The following is a 922-nucleotide window of genomic DNA, read 5'->3' as shown; positions in this document are numbered from 1 at the left end:
CCCGCTCGGACCGCTCACCAACATCGCTCTGGCGCTGATCCGCGAGCCGCGGATCGCGCCGCGCATCAAGGAAATCGTGCTGATGGGCGGCGGTTTCTTCGAGGGCGGCAACGTCACCCCGACCGCCGAGTTCAACATCTATGTCGACCCGCACGCCGCCGACGTCGTCTTCAAATCCGGCGTTCCGATCGTGATGATGCCGCTCGACGTCACCCACAAGGCATTGACCACCGCCAAGCGCACGCAGGCTTTCCGCGACCTCGGCACCAGGGTGGGCATCGCCACGTCGGAGATGCTGGAGTTCTTCGAGCGTTTCGACGAGGAGAAGTACGGCACCGATGGCGGGCCGCTGCACGATCCGTGCGTGATCGCCTATCTCATCAAGCCCGAGCTGTTCAAGGGCCGCAACTGCAATGTCAGCGTCGAGATCTCTTCCGAGCTCACCATGGGCATGACGGTGATCGACTGGTGGGGCGTGACCAAGCGGGAAACGAACGCCATGGTGATGCGCGACATCGACCATGACGCGTTTTTCGCGCTGCTGGTCGAGAGGCTGGGGCGGCTCTGAAAGCTTCCTTCTCCCCGTTTGGGTGGAGAAGGTGCCGGCAGGCGGATGAGGGGCGGCGCGAATGTCGGTGTTTTGCCAGCAACCCTGGCGCTGCCCTTCACCCGATCGCCTGGCGACCACCCTCTCCCCGTAAACGGGGGGAGGGAAGGTAGGCGCTACTTCGCCTTCGAGAACGCCAGCCAGAGGCCGCCGCCGACCAGGAAGCTGCCGCTGATGCGGGACATCAGCTTGATGCGGCTGGCCGACAGCAGCCGGCCGGCGCGGCCGGCGGCAAGCGCGTAGGTGGAATCCGACATCGCCGCGAAGACCATCGCGGTGAGGCCCATCACCACGATCTGCAGCGTGTAGTTGCCC

Annotated in this window: 1 protein-coding gene and 1 pseudogene; one reads left to right on the top strand and one right to left on the bottom strand. The window is 65.1% G+C overall.

Annotated features, from left to right (window positions below):
• The coding region (locus tag EN780_RS35440) for a nucleoside hydrolase (protein ID WP_133372918.1) at positions 1 to 568 on the top strand (568 nt) is incomplete at its 5' end.
• Positions 569 to 723: 155 nt separating this feature from the next.
• Here EN780_RS35440 and EN780_RS35435 read toward each other — a convergent pair.
• A pseudogene (locus EN780_RS35435) lies at positions 724 to 922 on the bottom strand (LysE family translocator); the annotation flags it as partial.

Origin of the sequence: Mesorhizobium sp. M4B.F.Ca.ET.089.01.1.1 (genome assembly GCF_004022605.1) — a bacterium.
Classification (GTDB): Bacteria; Pseudomonadota; Alphaproteobacteria; order Rhizobiales; family Rhizobiaceae; genus Mesorhizobium; species Mesorhizobium abyssinicae.
This window is presented reverse-complemented; position numbering and strand designations above follow the sequence as displayed.